Origin of the sequence: Nocardia sp. NBC_00565 (assembly GCF_036345915.1) — a bacterium.
Taxonomy (GTDB): Bacteria; Actinomycetota; Actinomycetes; order Mycobacteriales; family Mycobacteriaceae; genus Nocardia.
The window spans coordinates 4,748,306-4,771,104 of record NZ_CP107785.1 but is presented as its reverse complement, the minus strand read 5'-3'; the positions used below and the strand labels follow the sequence as shown (position 1 = coordinate 4,771,104).

Here is a 22,799-nt window from a genome sequence, read left to right as displayed (position 1 = left end):
CCTTGCGGCCAGGGCTTGTCGAGTACTGTCGGGATCGTCGGTTTGCGTTGTGGTGGAACTATTTTCGCCAGCAGTCTGGTCGGTGGTGGGTGCGCTCGTAGCTGCAGGTGGTTCGTGGGCCGCACCTGACTCGTCCTGCGGGACTGTGTCGAATACGGTGCCGTCGGTGGCGGCCGTCCGACCCGAATCGGTGGGGGTGTGGGGTGGGCCGTCGTCACCTCCCGGGGGTGCGGCGGCCGGTTGTGAGGTTTGCGCGGCGGGCTGGTTCCCAGGGGCGGAAACCGGCTTTATGGCCGAGGGCTGCTGCCCGGCGGCAGGGTTTGGTGCTTGCGAAGGGGTGTTGTGGCTGGCGGCAGGCGATGGCTGCGCGGCGGCCGGGTTTACTGCTTGGACCGGATTGTTCTGGCTCGGCGATTCAGCGGGCGCGTTGGCAGGCGCCTGTGCGCCGCCGAGATCGGGTTGCTCCCCATGTCCCTTCTGCGCACCGCCGCCGCCGATGTGGAGCACATCGAGTTGTGCCGCCTTCTTGCGGGTTCCCCCGAGGTTTACCTCGGCCAAGGGATCATCACCGACGGCGGGCATCCCGATCATGGGGCTTCGCTTCGGTTTCCGCTGCGGCTCAGGTTCGGTCACCGGGGCGGCGGCAGGTGCGTTCTCGACGACGGTGCCGGCTTGGGGCGCGTCGAAAGGTATGGCCCCTTCTGCGGGGCGCCGTTCCGAGATGTCGGTGGACACGGGCGAGGTATCGATGAAGGGAACCTGCGCAACGGGTTCGGATTCAGGCGGCTCGGTTGACTCGGCGGTGTCGCCGACGAGGCGGCTGGGCGGCGGCTCCACAGCCGTGGCCCGTCTCGCGAGCTCCGGCAACTCTTTCCGCGGTGCTTTGCCGTACTTGCGCTGGACATTGCTGAGATGCTGTCGCACTGTCGGCGTGGCGATGACGAGTGCTGCCGCTATCTCGTCGTCGGTCAGGCCCTGGGCGACCAGGCCGAGGATTTCGGCCTCCCGCTCGGTGACCCTGCGCCGATTTGGCCGCGGGGAGATCGGTTGCGTCGGCACAGGTTCGGCAGGGCCGAGTGGGCCGAGGACTTTGCCGTCTTTGCGTGGGGTTTTCTGGTTGGGATCGTGGGGGTGGAGGTTGGTGAGGTTGTCTTCCTCGTCGGTGGTGAGGAAGGCGACGAAGGCCTCCTTGATGTCGGGGTAGGACTCTTTCCATTTGTCGAGGGTGCGGACACGGGGGATGCGGTCGGGGTCGTCGGGGTCGGTATGCGGGTCGTCGGGGTTGGTGATCTTCGTGTCGAAGATGACGATGTTGCCGCCGGGCCTGTTGTCGGTGTTGGTGATGGTCAAGGAGTGCATCTTCTCGCCGTCGTCGAGGAGGAGGACGGCGGTGTCGGCTCCGTTTTTGAGGTTTTGGATGTCCTGGATGGTTTGGGCGACGGGGTCCTGGATGTCCGGGTCGATTTCGACGAGTTGGGTCGCGATGGCGTTTTGGAGGTGTTCGGGGCTTTTGTGTCGTTTTTTGAGTTTGGTTCCTTCGTTGAGGCCGAGTGCCCAGGTCGCGTGGGATGTCTGGTTGATGCAGTCCAGCAGTTTGCGGGCTTTGAACAGGCGCTTGTAGAGGGACCAGGCCGCGATGGTGCTGAATGTCCCGGCGATAGCTGCGCCGGTCGTTTGTTGTCCCAACAGCACTATTCCGCCGCCGACGAGCAGTGGGCCCACCGCGTTCGCGCTACGGTTCGTCGCGGTAGCGATGGATCTCACCCGACCGCGCACCTTTTCCGGGGTCGTCTTGTTCATGTACGTGGTGATGGGTATCCCGGCCGCGCCGAGGACTGTCCATGTAGCGGCGAGTCCGGCCGACGCTATCCAAGGGTTGGTGGTGGTCGCGGCGACCATCGCGGGCACCGCGAGGCCGACCAATTTGGCGGTCATCAGCGTCTCGATCCGGGACTTCGCCAACGTCTTCTTGAATATCAGGTTCCCGGCCACTCCCCCGAGTGGGCTGATCAACCACGCTGCCCCCTGCTGCCACCCGGGCATACCTGAGTTGGCGATCAGCGCCGTGAATTGCAGTCCCTGCATGCCCAAGTAGAGATTGGTGAGACCCAGGTTGAAGGTGGAACGTCGCCGCAGGGGGAGGCTCTGGACGGCTTGCAGGCCCAGGGTGATCGATTCGCGCAGCGTTTCTTCCGATTCCTCGGCGGCCGAGGATTTCGGCAAACGCCGCAACGTCGACAGATTCACGATGTTCGAACTGAGGTCGATGAGGGGAGCGGGCCATGCGCCAGCTTGCATAGCCAAGGGCCCGAGTCCCCTTCCCAGAACACGGGTGGCGTTCATTTTCAGGTTGTTGAAGCGGGTCAGTCCGCTCTGTGCCTCGCCGACCATCTTGATCAGCAAATTGCCCGCAACGGAGCTGTAGAGAACGGAGGCGGCCGCTTCGACGAGCGTTGTTCCGATGAGAATGGGGACGGAGTACGACGTTCCCGATGCGAGGGCGACGGTTGCGGTGATTCCCGCCGACGCCGCCATGGCTTGGCTGCCGATCAGCAATATCTTGGGGTCGGTGTGGTCGGCCAGATGTCCCGCGATCAGTGCGCCGCCGATATACGGCAGCTGGGTGACCCACCCGACGACGCCCGCCAATCCTGGTCCGCCGTGTTCCATGAAGTACAGGCTTGTCACCGTTGCCATGACCTCGAAGCCAGCATCGTTAAAGAAGTCGGCGCCGAGGCGTACGCCGAGATAAGGGTGGGCGCGAACCTGGTGTGGCAGTGAGTCGCTACTGGCGGGCGGGGTTTGCGCGGCGGGCTGGTTCGCGGCGGTGGCGGGGGCAGAACTGCCTGTGCCCGTGGAGTTTTCGTTGTTAGCGGCAGGTGTGGGGTTGGGCTGGGGGGCGGGCGTCGACGGTTTGTTGGGGTCGGGGGTCGGTGGCTGGTTGCCTGGGAGGTTGTGGAAGAACAGGCCCGCATGTTGGAAGGGGGTGCGGCGTTGTTGTTTTCTGGGTGCGGGTTTGTTGTCTACGGCTGCTTCGAGCTGTGCCATGGCAACGCGGTGTTCGGCCAGGACGTTGTCGGCGATCTCGAACAGTCGTTGGGTGTCGGCTTCGGTTTGGGTGGGTGGTTGTTCTTGGGCGGCGCGTGCGTGGGCTTTGGCGGCGAGGTCTCGTGCTATTACCGGGTTGCCGATTTGGGCCATCAGTCGGTGGTAGACCTGGCTGTTTTCAACGGGTGCCGCGGGCTGCGGGGTCGTCTGCGTTTGCCGAGCATCGTCGGTTTGCGTTGTGGTGGAACTATTTTCGCTGGCAGCCTGGTCGGTGACGGCTCCGGACGAAGATGCGGGTAGCTGGTGGATCGCACCCGACTGGTCGTGCGGGACTGTGATGAAAACTGTGCCGTCGGTGGCGGCGGTTCGACCCGAATCGGTGGGGGTTCGGGGTGGGCCGCCTCCGGGTGGGGCGGGCGCCGCTGGCGCGGATTGGTCTGTGCGGCTGTCCTGTTGGGCACTCCCGGCGCGCCCCTCCGGAATTGGTTGGATGGCCGCGCCTGTTCCACCCGGAGGTCCACCTCTGGGCGATGTGGGGTCCGGTCGTGGCGCAGCAGTACCGCCGCCCGGGTCGTCATCGTCATCGGTGTTGGCGTCATCGACTACCTGGGCCGTCGGTTGTCGCGGGCCGATTATCCGTGGCTCGTCGGCTTGGTCGGTGAAATTGTCATGGTCGTAGAGTTCGTGGACCTCTATCGCTTCGCCGGGAAAATGGTCCAGCAATGCGGCGTCGATCATCCGACGTATGGTGTCGAACTCCGGGTTGGTGATGTCGGGCTTGTGGTAGACGATGTAGGCGCTAGGGCCATTGTTCTTCTGGCGGAGCATGATCTCGCAACGCACCGTGAGATCGTTGCTCTGGATTTCGGCATTCGGCGGGCGCGGGGGCGGCAACTGCAGTGCCTGTCGTATTTGAGGGTGGTCGACTCCTTTGGCCGAGACCAGATGCAGCGTCAGATATTGGGTGTTCGTGCTCGTTCCGGACTCGCTGGTGGTGGTTCGGGTTTCCGTTCGGGTTGCCGTAACCAACCCCGAGGTCAGGTTGGCATTCGCATCGCTGATCTGCTGGAGCGCGGGCGGGGTTTCGAGCACGACGACGGTGCCGGAAACATCGGGCGCGGTTTCGAATACCGCATCGCGGGAGAAGACGGGGACAGTATTGCCGGAGCGGTTGATCGCAATGACTTCGACCAGACCGGGGATGACTGGTTGCTGCCGTAATCGGGCACCGAGATCGGCTGGAGTGAAGGAGTTGTAGTTCAGATCGACCGTCAGTCGGCCGGCCGGATGGTCACCCACCACGTCCGCGAGGTGGGTGATGAACTCCTCGATGTCATCGGTGGTGAATGCGACACGGACCGTTGGCTCGGCGTTCGTCTGCTCACGGTGGTCGACCGTCGGTTCCGTGGCAGCGGGATTTTCAGCGCCCGGCACGGCGGGATCTTCCGGCATCCATTCCGATCGATGATCGTCGTCCACATATGTCCAGGTTTCATTTCCGTCCAACCCCTGAGGCGGGGCTGGTTTCGGCGCCCGAAATAGTTCGAAAGGTTGAATCAAGTTGCCTTCCCAGTCCAGCGGCGCAACTACCTTCATGGTGCCGTCCGTGCCAGTGCCCACAAGTCCTCTTGGGGACCAGATATCTGCGGTTACACCATTATTGTGCAGGTATTCGGCCATCAATCGGCCCGAATCTGCATCGGGCATGGACGTGTTGCAGACTACTGGCAGAATCCGGCCTTCTGTGGCTCGTAAGCGACATGCCTGCTGGAAGAAGCCGCTGGACAAAACCAGCCTGCCGAAGACTATTCCATCGACATCAACCTTCTCCCACTCAGACGACTGCGGATCCGTTTTGACGCCGATCTTGTACCCGCTCCCGTCCGTGGAGCCGTGGGAGTTGATGATTATCGGACCCGCTTCAGAGTTGTGGTCGTACCATGGTGCCAGCTCTGGCGGATCCGTTTGCCATCCCGGCGCGTCTATCAGCTTTCGATCCGCTACGTTCGATGCCTGCCACACGGGATGATAACGGCGGTTGCTCGGCCTGAAATCCGCCGCAGCCCATTTTTGTATTCTATCGATATCGTACTGTTTGCCTGCAAAAGATACGCCGATAGTCTTTCCATCGTGAGCCTTCAGCTCGGTTTGACGGACCTGATCGAAAGTGAATTCGATATATCTCCCATTGCTGTCCTGGCCATAGAGAGGAATATTCCGGGTGTCGGAAGCACCCTCATCCAGTGTGTCGTCGGTGTCCGGTGGTGATGAGGTTTCATGCTCCGGGAGAGTGCCGTCGTCCGCACGGGGGACGTCACGAGAGGTGTAGACACCCTCTGGGGGAGTCTCGGCCTCGCCTGATGACCAGGAGGTTTTTTCGTCGCTGTCGGGTGGCTCGGCGTGGGGTGCCGCCGGTGCGCTGGCGGGCGATTCGGGGTCCGATGGTGTTGCGGCGTGCCGGAGGGCGATGGCGGTGAGCACGATGCCGTCGCGGACGCCATACGAGCCTGTTATTGCCAGATCGGGGGCCGTTGGGTCACCGATGCGAGCATCGAACGTTCCTGTGGTCGCGTCGTCATCGTGCGGATGGAGCGTGATTTCCACGTGGTGTTGGCTCGGCTCTTGCCCGGTCAGTCGGGAGTGCACGTCGAGTACGTTGCGTTCGGCCGAGGCCAGCACCTGAGCCCAATGGATTTCGTCGTGCGCGGCCACGTGGTTCTCGGCGTCGAGGCCGATGATTCGGAACGTTCCCCCAGAGGCGACCGCCGCAGCCGAGAATTCTTCTATTCGCGCGGTATCGCCGATCAGATCTCCCGGCCATTGGGGTCGGCCGTCGGGACCGGTCAGGATCGCCACGTTCGTCAGGCCGAGTTGCTGCAGCACCTGCTCGGCGCACAGCCGGACGTTCAACGCGGAACTGTGTTCGCTGCCCAGGATTTGGGCAGCGTGGACGTCGGCGGGCAGGACCTGCCGGATCAATGGCTCGCCTGTTGCACCCGCCGGGGTGGTGCTCGTCTCGCTCTCGGCGTCGGGCTGCTCGTTCTCCGGCGGCGATTGCGCTGTGCCGGGATCGTCACGGTGGTCGAGGACTCCGAGGCGCAGTGCCTTCATCAGCAACGGAATCCGCTTGTGCACTCCGAGTTTGACGCCGATACGTGCTCGGTGGCGCCGGACGGTGTAGGGGACCACCTTCCACAGCCCGGCGATTTCGCGGTCCGACAACCCATCTGCCATCAAACGGAGCAACGCGATTTCCGAATCGGACAGTCGGACGATATCCGACGGCGGCGGAGCGGGGTCGTCGAGTAGTCCACGGCTCCTTGCCTCTATCACCGTCGCGATAGCGCCGGTGGTACCGAGCTCTGCCGCCGCGTTGGCCTGGCAATTCTTCACGGTCCCCTCATCGACTAGCAGCTCGGCTGCGATCTCGGCATGCGACAGACCTTGGTAGAGCAGGTTGAGTACCTCGATCTCACGACCGGACAGCCCGCCACGTCCAGGCTTTCGTTTGCGCGGCGCGGGCGTGTCGGTGTCGGTATTCGGACCAGTGGGTTCGACAGAGTCGGCATCCGGAGCGGTGGTGGTCTCGTCGGTGGCTTTCGGCCGCGGATCTGGCCGACCTTGGAGTGCCTTACCCGGTGTGGGCAGGTCGCGTGTGGGTTCACGGCCGGAAAGGCTTTGATGGGTTCTCGGTATATCCGGCAGTGTTGCGGATACGCCCAGTGCGCTAGCGATCACCAGACCCAGTTCGCGAGCCGCCTCCCAGAGTACTGGGGGCTCGCTTGTGGGATCGCTGGGCGGAGTCGGCCGCCCTACCGCCGTTCTGCGTCGTCCAGGTTGGAAGTGGTTCAGCAGGGTCTGTTGGCGTGTGGTGAGGGTGTGCAGCGCGCGTCGTACATCCACCGCGGCCGCTTCGGTCCACGCCTGGACCAGCGGATCGGATTCGGCCAAGCCCGCGCCGAGCAGCAAGAATTTCCGGACCCGTCGCCAGAATTCGGCGATCCCGCGATGTTCGTTCACCACGTTCTTGGCGACGATGTCGCGCCATTCCTCGATGCCCTTGCTGCGGATCTGGCCGAGCCCGGTGATCGCCTTCGCGCACACGATGTCGATGATCTCGGGCGCCGCACGCTCCCCCAGAGGAGCTGCCAACAGAGCGATTTCGTCGCGGAACCGTTCGCGGAACCGATTGACCGCCTCCTCCTGATTGCCCCGTGCGACGAGCTGCTTCAGCAGCTGCAGGAACTGCTCCGATGTCTCTTCGCCGCTGTCGCCGGGCGGCGTGGGTAACGGGGAGCCGATCCATTTGTCGGAATAGCCGTATCCCGGATCGCCGGGGACGGGCATCAGCGGATCGAATGGGATGACCGGCTGCCTGTCACCTCCGAAGATCGCTAGGACTACCTCTTCTCCGTCGGGCCCGGGGGTTCCCCGAACGTACGATTTCCAGTCCGCCTTGCGATCTTCGCGATCCAGCTGTTTCACATTCGGGTCGTAGCCGACGAGATCGCCGATGCGTACATCGAGGTTCTCGTCGACCACGATCAGTAGCGCGTGCGCGCCCCAGTGATCGGGACGCTGGACCACCAGCACGCCGAGCGCACCGGCGTGGGCTTTCACCAGATCGACGGCCTTGTCTCGGGCGGTGCGCCGATCCTCCGGTGCGAGACCGCTGTGCTCATCGTCCGGTGTGAGCGGGTAGGTATGCCAACCGGCGTTGGTCAACTCGGAGAATCGTCTGGGCAGTGCGCCTTTGGGTGGCAGCGGACGGTCGAGCTGCGTCACCGGGACGCCTGCGAGAGACAGCTCGGACAGCACCCAAGTGAGGCAATCTCGGCTGCCTTCCAACAGCATTGCCAGTTCCGGGTCGTACCAGGACAGCTCTCGGTCGTCCGGGGCGTGAGATTCGGTGGAGCCGTCGTGGATCCGCGGAGCTGTCGGCGGCGGTGCTGCCAGGTGACGCACCAGATCCTCGTCCAACTTCGCCAGCGCGACCACCCTGTCGTCGCCCGGATTACCGCTCGAATCGAGATGGATCCTGCCGAGCCGTCGCCCGCCGGGTTGCGTGGCGTAGTAGCTACGCAGTCTGCGCAGCCCGATGATGTGGGATTTCAACCTCGTGACGGCGTCGTCCAGGTCGGCGTGCCCGATCCACATCGCTCGGGCGACTCGGAGGCCCGGGGTGGTCTGCGCCGATGTCTCGATACCCGCGGCCAGTCCGGCGATTCCGGATGTCACCGATGCCAAGTTCAGCTCATGGCCGGCCACGGTGAGGTGCACCTCGTCGGCGGCGTCGACATCACCGATGACCAATACGAACTCGCCGGGACCGAACCGTATGATCTGGACGGGCGGTTCCCCGCGCAGCCGGGCGGCGAATTCCTCGGCCATCATGATCGCGGCCACGGCCGTGTCGAGGCGCGCGTTGAGCAGGTAAAGTTCGGGCTGGGCCTGTTGTCCTGCGCCCGCCAACGTCTCCATATTTCTGGCGGCAATGCGCTTCATCTCGGTGATGTCCGCCCGGGCGTCTCGGTCCAGCCACCGCCCCGGCACGTGGTTGCGGTCGATATGCCGGAACATCCGTCCGACCAGGTTCCACCGTTGTTCGCGATTCAGGAAATGGAAGGCCTCGGGGCCGAGTAAATCCCAGTCCGAGGCGGATTCGCCCAGGAGGTTGTCCATCTCCAACATCGCTCGGACGCTCGACACCTGTTCGGCCGTCGCGGTTGCGATCCAGTCCCGATCCATACCGGCGGGCGTATCCTGCGGCAGGATTTGCCGGGGCGGTGGTGCGACAGCAAGCAGTCGATCGGCGATCTCGTCGAGCCGGGCGTCGAGGTCGCGTATTTCCGCATCGATCTGGCGCAGCTCGATGGAGCTCTGTTCGAAAGGAGGGTGCGGCTCGAGCGGATCGAACCAGCCGAGTGCGGCGATGTCGGCCAGCTCGCCGACTCCGGCGCGAACCCGCTCGCGCCGCACACTCGCCGCGCGACGTTGCGCAGTGAGCCGCTCGAGTTTATCGAGATCCTTGTTGAGCATGGTGAGCTCGTCGGCCAGTGTGGTAAGCGTGGCGAGCTCGCCGTACCGCCGTGCGAGAACGTGTCCGGCATCGTCGAGAGGTACGGCGCGGAATTCGAAGAAGTTCAGCACCCACATGCCCACGGCCTCCGGGACGATGCCCAGGTGGTCCGCGAGCAAATCCCCGATCCGGTCCCGTGCAGCCTGTAGTGCGGCCGGATCATCGGGATCGAGATCGAATTTTTCGGCCAGGTCGTCCACGGTGCCCCACACCCAGTTACCGCGCGAGGTGCCCTGCTGATCCGCCGCGCGGACCGTCTCGAGGATGCGGATTTCGGCCGTCAATTCGTTGACCCGCACGGCTGCGGCGAGCAGGTTCCGGGCCTTCCGGAAATGGTCGAGATTGTCCTGTGCGATTACGTTGGGAGGTTGCGCCGGGTCGGTGCGCCGGGCATCGTCGAGCCACCGAGTCGCGTTCAATTCGAACGTCCCGCACATGGTGCGCAGACGCTGCAGACCTTTCGAATTCGGCGCGAGCACCGCCGGATTGATCCCCAGCTGCTCGGCCAGCTGGTCCCGCCGGGCGAGGGCTTGCTCGAGCAACACCTCCGGATCGGCGGTGGACTGCTGAGCGGCATCGTGCGCCGGATTTCCGGTGGCCGCCAGCGACTGGTGCTCGGTCGGGGGCACGGTCGCATCTTCGGCGGCGGGTGCGGCGTCGTCGCGCCCAGCCCCGGGGTCAGGTCCGTTGGGGTTTTCGGGGGTGTTGTTGCTGGGTCGTCCTAGGATGGCGAGTTGTTGTTGGTCTTGGGTGGGGCCGTCGGTGTTGGTGTCGGGTTGGGGGGTGGGGTGTAGGCGGCCTTCGGCGTCGGTGGTGAGTTTGAAGATGAAGGCGTCTGTGATTTCGGGGTAGGCCTGCTGGATTTCGGTGAGGGATTTTTCCCATTGGTCGCGGGTGCGGACGCGGGGTATGCGTCGGGGTTGTTGTTTGTCGGGTATTTGTTTGTTGGGTGTGGTGGGTGGTGGCGGGATGAGAGTGTCGGAGATGATGGTTGCGCCCTCGATGATGACTGTGAGGCTGTGGGCGGTGCGGCCGAGGTCGAGGACAATGACGGCGGCGTCGGCGTTGTCCATGTTTTCGACGGTGTCGATCAGGTGGGTGAGGGGGTGGTGGTTGGTGTCGGTGGTGGTTGGTATGGGGATTCTGGTGAAGTTGGCCTGCAGGCTGGTTTCCAGTTCTTCCCAGGTCTCGGCGTTTTCGTTGGGGATGGTTGCGTTGTCGTAGCCGCTGGCCCAGGTGGTTCGGACGGTTTGGACGAGGCATTTGCGGACGTGTTCGGGCACCTCGGCGGCAGCCCCGGAAGCGGTTATGGTCGAAGCGTCCTGTGGCGCCGTCGAATCGGGCGATGCCCCGGCTGCCACCTCGGCCGCGGCCGAGGCGGGATCGCGAGGGGCGATGATCCCCCGGCGCAGGGCAGCCATCACCAACCGCACGCGGCCGCTGGTCCCGAACTTCCGAGCGGTCCGAGCCAGGCGCTCCTTGAGGGTGCCCTCCGCTATACCCTGCCGCCCCGCGATCGCGGCGTTGGACATGCCGTCAGCTAGGAGATCGAGCATCTCGATCTCGTCGGGGGACAACGGGATACTGCTGCTCCACCGCTGCCCGAGCCGGGCGGCATCGAGATCGATGATCTCGCGATGCGCTGCCGCCATTACCGTCGCGATCTGGCCATGCGTGCCGAGCTTGTCGGCGGCACTCTCCAGATAATTCTCGACCGTGCGCACGGACACCCGGCACCGCGACGCGATCTGGTCGTTTGTCAGGCCGGCCAAGACCAGCTCGAGTGTCTCGATCTCGCGGCCGGACAGTCCGCCCCGTCCGGCGGGAGCTGTCCTCGGGACGGGCGCTGCTGGACCGGACGTCGTCGCTGCTGTCGGGGCCGGGGATGTGGCCATCCGCGCGGCTGCGGCGTCCACCCCGGCCTGATCCAGGGGACTGGCTGGTTCGTCGGTTGGCGTCGGCAGTGTTCTGAGAATTCCTCGTTGGGTGGCCACCGCAACCGTCTCGTCCCGGCCGTTGGTACCGAGTTCGCGCTGGATTCGGACGAGGCGGTACTTCACCACATGCTCGGTCACCAAGGTGACCTCTGCGATCTCATTTGTGGTCGCGCCTTGCGCGAGTAGATCGATGATCACGATGTCGAGCTCGGAGAACCCCATGCTGTACGGCGCTGTATGCGAGGGTGGATCGGTCGATTCCGCAGCCGCGGTCCACTCGTCGTCGTGGGGCGAGGACTCGGCCGACCGGACCGCTGCGTCGGTCGCGCTCGGCTGTGCCGCTTCGGAATTCGCTGCGACTGGTGCAACGCTCGGTTCGACCTGAGGCGCCGCGGCTGCGGCATCGAGCCCGTCCTGCGTAGCCGTCGTCTCCTGCGTGGCCGCGGAGCTTGGCGACGCGGCTCGGGTGCGGCGGGATGTCCCGCTGGCTGCGGGGCGGGGCGAAGTCCTTGTGCGGCGGGGCGGCGTAGCGCTCGAAGTCGGCTCGAGGGGGATCTGCGCGGCCACGCCATGTTCGTCGGCAATCATGAGGACCAACGCGCGGGCCGCCTTCCACAGTGCCTGCGATTCGGTTAGCGGATTCGGTGGGGTCGACGTCCCGGGACCGAGGTGTCTCGGGTTGAATCGGCTGAGCAGTTGCCGCCGGCGGCTGGCGCTCAGCGCGCTCAGGTGTTGGCGCACCTGTGCTGTGTTCGTGTCGGCCAGCGCCGCGAGCAGCGGATCGTATGGCGTCAGCCCGGCGCCGCGGATCACGAAATCGCGGATCCGGTGCCAGATTTCGGCGATCTCATGGTGCGGGGCCATGAGGTTCTTGGCGTGGAGGATAACCCATTGCCGGACGCTCCGTTCTTGCTCGCCGCTCGCGTTGTCGATCGGGCGAAGATGGTTGATAGCGCCCGCACATACCTGGTCGAAGATCTCCTGAGCGACCTGAGGATCACGCATGTTCGCCTGGATCCACGGGAATACGTTGTGCCTGAACTGTTCCCGAAGCAGTTCGACCGCCTGCTCCGGATGGCCTTGCGTGACATGCTCGTCGATCAGTCGTCGAAGTTGCTCGTCAGGTATGGCTGGGGCTGCGCCCGCACCTGACTGGGCCGGAGTCGATGCGGGCGACCCATCGTTGCGGCCAGACCACGGAGTGGTGGGCTTGTTCTCAGGAGCGGTCGACCGGTGGTCGGAACTCGTAGTTGCCGAACCAGATTCGCTGGTTTCCGCTGTCGCTGTCGCTGTCGCTGTCGCTGTGGGTGCGGTCGGTTGCGTCGCGTCCGGCGTCGTGGAGTGCGGCCGGTTGTCGTCGGGAGATGAGGTCGGTGCCGCTGCTGCGGGCTGCGGCTCGCTCTTACCAGACCAAGGCGTCTTGTGACCGCCTCGTGGGGTCGGCTCGACCGGCCCTTCTGATTCGGGGAGGTTGTCGTAGACGACGCCGTCGCGCTGGGCGGGGGTGGGTGTGGTCTGGTTCCCGAGGGCTGTGTCGAGCTGTGCTGTGGCCGCTCGATCTTCTGCCGGGGCGTTCTCGGCGATCGCGAACGGTCGTTGCGCGACGGCCTCGGTTTCGGCAGGGAGTTGTTCTTCGGCGTCGGGAACTTCTGTGGTATCGCCGGAATCTGTTGCGGTGTGCGTTGATTCGGTATCGGTATCTGGGTACTCGCTCAGCAGAGCGTTCGCGTCGTCGACGTCGACGGCGGCATCGCGAGGCGGTGGGGTCGGTGTCGGGTCGTTCTCGACGCCTTCGGATGCGCGCACTTCGCCGAGGATCTCGGCGATCGTGTCGATAGGCCCGGCCGTGCCCGTTCCGTTCCCGCCCGAGCCGGATCCACCGCCATTGCGCCCGCCACCTGCGCCCCCGGCTGCGGGCAGTAGCGGCATCACGGTCCCGGTGGTTGTGCCTTGGCCGTGCGGCACTGCCGCCGCGTCGGTGACGCGCATTGGATCGACGCCGTTTTGTTCGGACAGCTCGTCTGGCGCATTGGCCGGCGTCGGCTGAGCGGATTCAGGGGGGTCAGCTGGGTCCTGTGGATTGGTGGGTCGGCCTTGGAGGTTCGGATCCAGGCCGTGGCCGCCGCCGTCGATATGGACTGTGCCGAGTTCTTGTACTCGTTTCCTTCCGCGCATCCAGCCGGGGTTGAGGGGGTTTCCGAGGTCACCGAATATGTCGTTATCGGGGTTTGGGACAAGATGGAAATCGTGCGGGGGTTGGGGGCGGGCTTGTGGGGCGGGGGGTGGTCCGGGCAATTCCGGAATCGACCCCTGCGTCTGAGAGCGTCCGTCGAGCCGGGCGGTGCCGTCGGACGCGGTGCGCGCGTCATCGGGTCGTGGATTCGGCGGCGTACCTTCGGGATTTGCGTGCTCGGCGCGTTCTCCGTCACCGCCGTCGGCCTCGGGGACTGCCAATCCGAACGCGGTGGGATGATCCGGCCTCGACCCCTTCGGGCGAGGATCCGCCGCCGGTGTCGTCGACGCCGGGCCCGATCGGTCGTCGGATGGTGAACCGGCAGCCGGGGAGTCGCCGGTGTGCTGCGACAGGGCGGCATGTCTCCATCTCTCCATCTCCCGGTGTAGCACCCACTGCGGTGAATAATCGGCCCTCCCCGTCCATTTGGTCCCGCCGTGGTACTCGAACTCGGCGAACGACTCCGCCGCAGCTTCGTCGAGGTTTTTTTGGCCGTACCTCGAGAGCTGTCGCATCCATGTGTCTTTGTCCACCTGGACCAGGCCTGCGGCATGCAATTCTTCGTAACCAGCATCCAAAACTTCTCGTATAAAGACTTCTAGAGATTCCCGACTGCGAGGCAGGTTCAGAGCCATCAAGTGTGCATACGTCACCGCATGACCCAATTCGTGTATCATGACGTCGTAAATCGCGCGGCCGGTCCCGGCGACGTACCAATCATATATAACGCTGGTTCGATGGCTTTCTCTGTAAGCATCCGGTCCGATGAGATTTTCCGCACGCAATACAATTTGTATCTCGCCCGTCTCCCATGCGTGGGTAACAGCATCGGCGTCAGGGCTTTTCGGAAGATTCTTTTTGAAATAGGCTGCAGTTTCGAGGGAAACGAGCAGATTCAGATGTGGATTTTTCGTCACCACGCTGTCGATGGCGCGTACGACGTCGCGGACCGCGCCGACAGGAACCCGATCGGCGAATCCTGCGGGTCCGGGTTGATCCAGTCCGGTCACCTTGACCTGGGGGTGGCGTTGGGTCACCATCGTCACCAGCTCGCGGTTGGCTGCGAGTGCTAGTTCGCTGCCTGTTGCCGGATCCGGTATCGATCCCCGCCAGAGCGCATCACGCCGAGCCGCACACCATTCGGCTGCTTCCTGAGCGCGTTGCCTCGCCGCTGCGGCCGTGCGTGCCCGGCGTTCGGCCTCGGCCCGCCGACGTCGGGTTTCCTCTTGCCGACGCTCGGCTTCTCGTTGCTGACTTTCGGCTTCCTGTCGACTGCGGTAGGCCTGGTGTTCTTCGCGGACGGTTGCCGGGTCTGCGGGGGAGAGATCTTCCCATTTCGTGTTCAGGGCGCGGTACAACATGTCTTGCGGTGTGTTCGGTTTGCCTGCGTTGATCATTATGTCGACAAACGCCACTGTCACCGGGTTGCCCGCGGGAAGCTGGTCCCGCCAGGTGTCCAGATCGGTGTCGATCAGACCGGCGGCACGCAACGCGTCGAACCCTTTCGTGAGAATGTCGTCTGCTCGCCGACCGACTTCTCCACCGGTAGCGATATCGACAGCGCAACCGAACGCCCCCAGTAGGACGTCGTATATCGCGCGGCCGGTGCCCCGTGGGTACACACCGTCCACGACACTCGACCGGAGAGCCGAAGGGTTCACGACGAACTCGTAGCTCACCACGATTTCATGCACTCGGCCGGATTCGGGATCGCCGATTGCCGCAGCGGGACCGCTCCGAAGAGCGGGATCGCTGTCATCGGTCAGACGGATCGCCGGGACGTCGATGTGTGGGTGCCTGGTCAACACCGCATCGACCGCTCGAACAATGTCGCGGGCCGCTCCGGCATCGACATACATGTCCTCGATCCCGATCACTTCGAAACCGATCTCCCGCAAACGGGGATGCCGCTCCCTGAGCTGATCCACCAGCTCACGCTTGAAGTGCTGATTCTTGAAAGTCCGCGGCGGCGGATCCGAGTCGCCTCCATGCCAGAGTTGGACTTCGGGCGAGTCCGGCTGCGGCGCAGCAATTCCGCTATCTTGCGCGTCCGGGCGTGCGGTTCGGCTGGGGTCAGCGGAGGCCTGCCCTTGCGGCTGCGCTGGTTCGGTCGGAGGGTCCTGTTGCTGGCCGGGCGATGTCCGAACATCGGGCGCGGGATCCTCGGCCTCGGTACCGTCTGGCACGGGTTCCGGCGCCGCTGCTTCGGGTATGGAACCGGGCTGGTGAGCGAGCGCGCCGAGCCGCTGCACCGTCGCTTTCAGCGCATCTGCGAATGCCCGGTTTTCTGCGAATGTCTTGAGACCGAGACCACGCGCCGACAGCGGACGCGCGTAGTCGTCAAGGGCCTCGCCTCCGTCGTCTGGACGGCCCTCGAAGCTGACGGTGAGGTTGGTGTGCAGCTGGGTAATCGTCTCGGCGGCATCGAGCGCCGGTTGCCACGGTGCGAGTCGGGTGCTGGTCACAGCGAGAGCGTCAACGGCTTGACTGACGAGGTCGAGCGCGAAAGCGGAGTCGCGAGTACGGGTCAGGTAGTACTCGGCCACGATGGTCAGATTTGATACGCAGGGTGGGGCTACCGCACCGAAATCCTGATCCGAAGCGGTTCGAGCCGCCGTGAACGCGGCCACTTCGGCGGATACGGACCCGAGAGCATGCACGAGCTTCGTATCGAACTCGGACCCCCACCGGTCCATCAGATATGCGTCGGCCTCTTTCGCCCAGTCCGTGCTATATGTTTTTTCCTTCGTTTTATATAAATAATGAGCGAGCCCATTGACTTGTCCGGCACCGGCGGCAAAAGGACCGTGATGCGGCTCGGTCGGCTCGATATCTTCAGAGAATGTGGATTCATCCGACCACGGTATAGCCGCGAGACCCTTCTCTATATATTGAACCGTACGCCCCAGATGCTGCGGAAACGCGTGCAAATAATTCAGTTGCCCAGCTGGATTCTTCGCATGCTGGGGTGGCGTTCCAGCGGTCGTTTCTGTAGGTAAGGTCCCGATGAGATCGAATACGTCGTTCGCGGCCGCATAAATGTCACGTGCCTCAGGGAGGTGGGCCGCGAAATTTCGGCCCTCCCAGAACAATTTCGCATAATTCCGAATGGGTGCCGGGAACACCTCCTCCAGAAAACGGCTAGTTGCCTCCCGGGCCAAAACGCTCTGTACCCGGGCCGTGCCGATCACATCAGCGATCGGCGGCGGCTCGCCGCGCCGGAACGCCGCCAAATGGGCGGTAGCTTTGGCATGCAGGTCGGCCATAAGGGATTGGATATGGTCGCTGTAGAGCTGAGCTGCCCAATCGCGAAGCTCCGAATAGGGGGTACTGACAAGATCGGGTATCGGCGGCAGTTCGGAACCCGGAGTCGCGGTCGCCGAAAGATCCGCGACAGCAGGATTTTCTTCGGCTGTGTGCGTCTCGGAACTGCTTGCGGCCGAAGTCGTTTCACTGGGCGCGGCGTCGTCGAAGTCGACGGTCGACAGGGGCTGTGCGCCTTGCAGTGCAACGACACTCGACGCCTCGTTACCGGACGCATCGGGCGAACGGTGTTCGGGGGAGCCCTGCTCTGCAGGCTGGTCTGAAACTTCTGTGGTATCGCCGGAATCTGTTGCGGTGTGCGTTGATTCGGTATCGGTGTCTGGGTACTCGCTCAGCAGAGCGTTCGCGTCGTCGATGGCGGCGGCGGCATCGCGAGGCGGTGGGGTCGGTGTCGGGTCGTTCTCGACGCCTTCGGATGCGCGCACTTCGCCGAGGATCTCGGCGATCGTGTCGATAGGCCCGGCCGTGCCCGTTCCATTCCCGCCCGAGCCGGATCCACCGCCATTGCCTCCGCCTCCGCCGGCGCCGCCTCCGCCCACAGCCAACGGCATTGCGGACCAGGTGATTGTGGACTGCGACGATGCGGCGGACACGGTGGTGTCGCTGTCTCCGGATGGTGGTTGGGCAGGTTCTGGAGTGGTCGGGTTGGGGCCTGCCGCCAGTGCGGGTCCGGTGGTCGCCTGAGCGCCGATCTTTGTCGACGCTGGAAAGGCCGCCCAAGGAGGTTGCAGATTGCCTGCGGCGTCGGTCTCTCCGACGACGCCCACTCGCCCGGTTTCGAGATCGATGAGGACTTTGCCGCTAGAAGCATAGACATCCAGCAGTATGCCGTGCTGTTGCAGCGTTGCTGCCGCCGATCGCGCGGCGGATCCGTCAGCCTCGGCCGGGCTGCAGGATAGGAACACCACTACTGGACTGCCGGGGGCGATCGCAGCCGCTTGTAGGAAGTGTGGATTCGCCGCCACCAGCCGCCCAAATGTCGTGCCGTCGACAATCACCGTGACACGAGGTCGATGCATTCGCCCCGTCCAGTGGTTAGGGCGTTCCTGCATTCCGCGGGACACGTCGAGCGATCCCATAGGGCCTTGGAGAGGCTTCATCGGCTGTGCCGGTCCCAGAATGGAGATCGCAAACTTGTCTGGGCCGGCGTGTGCATCCACATATATGGGTTTCACGTGCTTTCCCGGGGAGACCCAGGCTGCGATCTGTGGTTCCTCGAGCACCCAGGTTTGTTTGCGTGACGCTACGTCTGTGACCGGCCAAGCCCAACTGAATTCTTCATCGTTTTTTATGGGACTGCGCGCCCAAACTTGCGCATGCGGGGACTGAAGCATATCCGTTGCAAAAACAACCCCGTTGACGTTGCCGTTCTCATCCTTCAGGGGCTCGCTGGCCACGTCATCGAATGAGAACGACACTTGGTTGCCAGACAGATCAAAACCGTATAGTTCAGGTTCCTTTGGGTGCGCGTCGTCCGGATCTGAGTTGTGTTCAGCGGTCCTGTTGTCCGAAGTGGTGGGTGCGCTGTCGGTGGTGTGGGCTGGTTGTCCGGTGTTTGTGTCTGCTCGGTGGTCGGGTCCCTGCTCGGTCCCGTCGGTGCTCGTGCCCTGCGACGTGGTGCCGGGCTCTCGAATCTGTTCCTGACCCGCCGCGGCATGGGACGGGAGATTGCTCCACGGTGTCTCCGGAGGTGTTGCACGGGGTGCGTGCTCCGGCTCCGCAGCCTTCTGGGCCGGCCCCGGGGCTGTCGCACTAGCAGCTGCTTTCGAGGCAGGCTCGCCCAGCGCCGTGCCGTGCGCCGGTCCGGCATCGGGGTCCGCGGATTTGCCCGGAGGTATCGCGCGGTTCCCGGGATGGACGGCTGCCGGCGGGCCGGTGACAGAGCTGGGAGCTGCCTGCGCAGGATGAGGGGCACCGCCGCTGTCGTGGTGCAGCACGCTGGGTGGCGCGGCGGTGATCGATCCGGCTTGCCCTTGTTGCGGGGCGGGCGTGCCGGAAGCCTCCGGAGCAGCGGTGAGGACTGCTTCGGTGCCTTCCGCCCAAGTGAAGCCCGAAGCGGACAGCCATCGTGTCAAGACGCCATGTACTGTGCGGAAAGCGGGATAGGTTCGTTCGGGTTCGGGCCCGGGATCGAAATCTCGATATCGCGCCGTCGCCGTCTGGCTTGCCGGACTCACGTCGATCGTTGCCGTTGCGGGCTCGCCGAGCACCGGATGGACTATCACGTCGATCGACAACCCACCGCCATAAGGGACCCGGACGCGTTCGACTTCGAACCAGAAGTCGTCACCGCCGCCGCGGAGGTGCTGGGACACCGAGTTATCCAAAGCGTATTTGTCTCCGGAGAAACCGGGTTCCGGAATCAATTCCGCTGCCGAGTGGGAGTCATCGGTTTCCGGAGGATCCCACCATGCCCCGCCGATATGATAATTGCTGAATTCGAAATCGATCGTCGACAGATCTATCCGGTCGCTCAGGCGGTACCGCATTTGTACCCAGAATTTAGGGGTCTTGTTGGTGTGCTCGAGGATTGTTCCGCTCAAGGCGCCGACCAATTCCGGTTTCCCTGCGGTCATCCGCCAATATCCGGCTCCGGCAATGATGCTCGGGCCATGAAGTTTCTTGCTGGCACGGCGCTCCTTCGCAGTGGCATAGTTGGCCAGATAGGAGTTGAGCAGGTTTGGATGCTCACCGGTCGCAGAGGTGATGAATGTGCCGTTGCGCAGCAGAATAAATACATCGCCGCCGAGACGCTGTGTGTTGTACGGCTCTTCGTCGGGCCCGATGAACGTGCCATCGTCGTCCTGTTCGAGGACGACAACCTCGACCGGTCGTCGCCAGTGCTCGTCGAATTCGGCGCGGAATTTCATCGGCACCTCCGCCCCGTCGAACTCGGCTCGGCTCGGTACAGGGCGCGCGGCGTGCCCGGCATCGGCTTCGGGGTGGACCACTGCCTCGGGTGATCCAGAAGTTGTTGTGGTCGTATCGGTGCTGGATCCGAGTCCAGGGGCTGATTGGCTGCTGGGCGGGTCTGCAGGTGTGTGGGCGTCTTCGGGTTCGTGTCGCCGCTTGCCCCCTGGGCCCGCACCACCACCGTCCATGTGGAACGGTGCGAAAGCGGGTGCTTCCTTGTTGCGCGGCAGCCCGAGCTTTACGTCTGCGAAGGGATTTTCTCCGACATTCCCGTTGCCGATCAGGCGGTTGCGTCGGGCATTCTGCTGCGGTTCGGGGCGGACGCGCGGTTTGTCGCTGCTGGTCGACGCCCGCGGCGGCCGCGGCGCAGATTGTTGGTTGGCGGCCGCTGGTCCAGCGGTGACTTCCGGGGTCGTCGCCGCATCGCTCGGAGCGGGTTGGTCGTCAGGTTCGGTCGCGGTGTGTGCAGACTCCGCGGCACTGGTTCCGGGGGAGGGGCTGCCGATGAATACGGCCGTGACATTGTCGGTTTCATGCTTGTCGATGGGTTGTTGTACGAACGCTCTCGTTGCGACGATCAGGTTCCCGGAGGATTCCGCCAGCTTCTGTCTGAACGAGTCGGCGATTTTCTGTTCGGGAGTGTCCGCGCTCGTCTGATCGTCGTAATAGATGTTCACGGCGCCGTCCGAACACAGCGCCACAAATCCGCTGCTGGTGACGTTGTGAACGTTGGGCTGCAGCTCGCCCAAGTCGGTGTCCCTGCCCAGATAGCTGTTCAAACCCGAAGCGAGCCAGGAGTGCCGAAGTGCGTGAACGGTCATCTTGAGGCTTTTCGCCAATTCGACGATTGCCGGGTCGTCCTCTGTCAACTGGATCGCGGGGCCGCCGTCCAGCGGGATCCAGAAGGCGGGGGAGTCGCCGCGCGACAGGGTGATGAGCTGTGTCGGAGTAGCGATAGTCAGCACCAGCGTGGTCGCGGGCGGATCATTGGAATCGGGGTGTTTCGTCGATATCAGATCGCGCACGGCGTTGTCGGCCGCCTTGAATGCTTCCTCCGCGGTTCCCTTGGGGTCCGGTCGGCCGCCGAGCGCGACACGGGCCGCCTCCGCATGGAGAACAGCGGCGGCTGCGACCGTGGCGGCCAGCGATACCTCTTCGCTGTGGTCCTGGCTGGACACGCCGTCGGCTACCGCTGCCAAGGCCCACTGCTCGCCGCCGACCTCCGCTGTCGTGAGTGCGAAGGAATCCTCGTTCACGTTGTGCCGAGCGTCGGATTGCCCGCCCCGGTCGGTGACGCCCGCAGCCGAGATCAGATCGACTTCGTAATGATCCCGCCACGTGGGTGAGCCGACCGGCAGCCACGGGTGGTCCGGATCCACATCGACGGCTGACAGCGCGGCGATGGCGCTGTCGTGGAATGCGGTGAAATCGCCGTTGGTTTGCAGAGTTGATCGCAGCGCGTCGTATATCGGTTCGGACCGAACCCCGCCGAAACTGCGACTGCCCGGAGGTTCGGCGCCGATGCTGACGCCCCTCCCGACTTGATGGGACATAGCAGGCACGGACCATCGCATCGTGTCGGCGTGCCGCTCTGAATGTTGCACTAGCCAGTTGGCAACACGCCGGGCATCCGCGTACTCGTGTACATAGATGACGATCCCGTCGCTGCGCGCCTCCCGCGGCACGAAGACCTTCGCGCCGTAGACGCCGGGAAAATCATCGGGTTGATCGAGGACCTTGTGCACGATGTCGCTCATCAGTGCCGGTGCCGCGTCCGATTGCGGGTTGCAATAGACGCGAAACCCGCCGTTCTGATCGGCATCGGCGCGCTGGAAGGTGATGGAATCGACGGCTTCGGGCAGTGGGATTGCCGAGGCAATATTTCCGGGATGCAAGTCCACGGATCCACCGAGCTGAGATCGGGCCCTTGCTTTCTGTTGTCCGGTGGGCCGGTGTTCCACGATGCCCGCTACTGTGCTGACGAAGGACCGCAGATCGGTAGCCTGACTCGCGTCCGTCGGCGCGATCTGCAAAAGATAGACATCGTCTTCGGTCTCGATGGAATGCCGATTTTCCCAGATTTTCCGAAGAAGAAGTTCCAGGCTCTCGCGGGATACGTCGGGCGGAGTGACTCCGTTCGCTAGATGAGAGAGTGTCCACAGCGCGACGATGTCGTCGAATGACATGTCGGGAGATAATGCCTGACCGAGTTCTTCCAGCGCTCGTGGCCGGGCGAATATCTGGGGGAAATTCGCGACGGCATTCTGGATTACCGTTGCACCTGCGGCTGGCTGCGCGACGTATTCCGGGACATGCTGCGGCGCATCGCTACTACCGTGCTGGGGCACCGATACTCGGCGCAGCTCGAGCATTGTTTGCGCGAGCAAGCCGGCGAACGGCTTGCCGCTCGCGAGATGCTTGAACGCGAAGCCTCGCATAGCCAGCGGGTGCGCGTAAGCGGACTTCTTCGCTATGTCGACGGCGATCTTCTCGACTAGCTGATGAACTATTCGCGCTGCATCGTTCAGCGGTTGCAGATCGGGTGCGTGAGCGGCAGCCGCCGCGAACGCCTGATCCATTCTCTGTAAGATGTCGAATGCGAAATCTGACTTTACGTTTCGGGTCAGACAATATTCGGTCACCGTGGCGATAATGGGTAGCAGGGATGCCGCGCTTGCGACGACATCCTGGCTCGATTGTGTTTGTGCATGAGCGAAGTCCGCCAATGCCGAATGCAGTGATCGGAATGCTCGGTTTACATTGGTATCGAATCCGTCGTCCAATCTGGACATCAGATATCTATCGATAAATTCGGACCAATCCGTATCATCTGCGTCGAGATGTAAGCCGAGGTTGTTTGCTCGCGCAATCGCATCCTGAGTGTCTTCGCGATATTCTTTTACCGGTCTGTCATCCTCCGAGAGTGAAGATTCGTTCGACCAGGGTACGGAATGCACAGCCTTTTCCATAGCCTCGATGAGGCGCCCGAAGTGCATCGAAATGCTGTGCAGCATATTCAGCTCATTTTCGGGAGCTGGAAAAAGTTCGGGTACCAGTGGTGCGCCGAGGGGAAACGCGCCAGCGAGGTTGAAAAGCGCATCTGCTGCGGCCCCGAGCGTCCGAGCCTCCGGCAAGCGAGCTTCGAGGTCTCGGGCGATGCGGAAGAGTGTCGAATAGTCGGGGATGGTGCCGGAATGAGTTCTCACCATGAATCGGCGGCACTGTTCCCATAGCACCACGATGAGCGGACGTGCCGCGCTCACCG

General features: G+C 63.7%; 1 protein-coding gene (cut by both window edges). It reads right to left on the bottom strand.

This entire window lies inside a single protein-coding gene on the bottom strand: locus OG874_RS22490, encoding an MFS transporter. The 45,477-nt coding sequence extends 5,397 nt beyond the window's left edge and 17,281 nt beyond its right edge, so the window shows coding positions 17,282-40,080 — codons 5,761 (partial) to 13,360 (complete); the first complete codon in reading order (the gene reads right to left) occupies positions 22,795-22,797. The start codon and the stop codon both lie outside this window.